Origin of the sequence: Psychrobacter sp. TB20-MNA-CIBAN-0197, from assembly GCF_040309765.1 — a bacterium.
In the GTDB taxonomy this organism is placed as follows: Bacteria; Pseudomonadota; Gammaproteobacteria; order Pseudomonadales; family Moraxellaceae; genus Psychrobacter; species Psychrobacter submarinus.
Genome location: NZ_JBEOPC010001243.1, coordinates 1 through 243, shown reverse-complemented (window position 1 = coordinate 243; position 243 = coordinate 1). Strand labels below are relative to the sequence as shown.

The following is a 243-nucleotide window of genomic DNA, read 5'->3' as shown; positions in this document are numbered from 1 at the left end:
CGTTAAAGCGCTGTTTGCTGATCGCAAAGTCACTATCGAGCTTGCCAGCACTGAGGCGGATATCGCACGTTATTTTAGCTTTGATACTGGACAGTTTAGCCAACATAGCGGTCATGCAAAAGAAGCAGATTTAACGATTAACTTTAAAGATTCTATGACTGGCGTCAAGCTTTTGACTCAAGGCAGTCTTCCTGCTTTTATGACTGCCGTACAAGAAGGCAATCTGAGCATTGAGGGTGATTA

General features: G+C 43.6%; 1 pseudogene. It reads left to right on the top strand.

What is annotated here, in order from left to right:
• Positions 1-243 (top strand): annotated as a pseudogene (locus AAEY83_RS17945) (hypothetical protein); the annotation flags it as partial.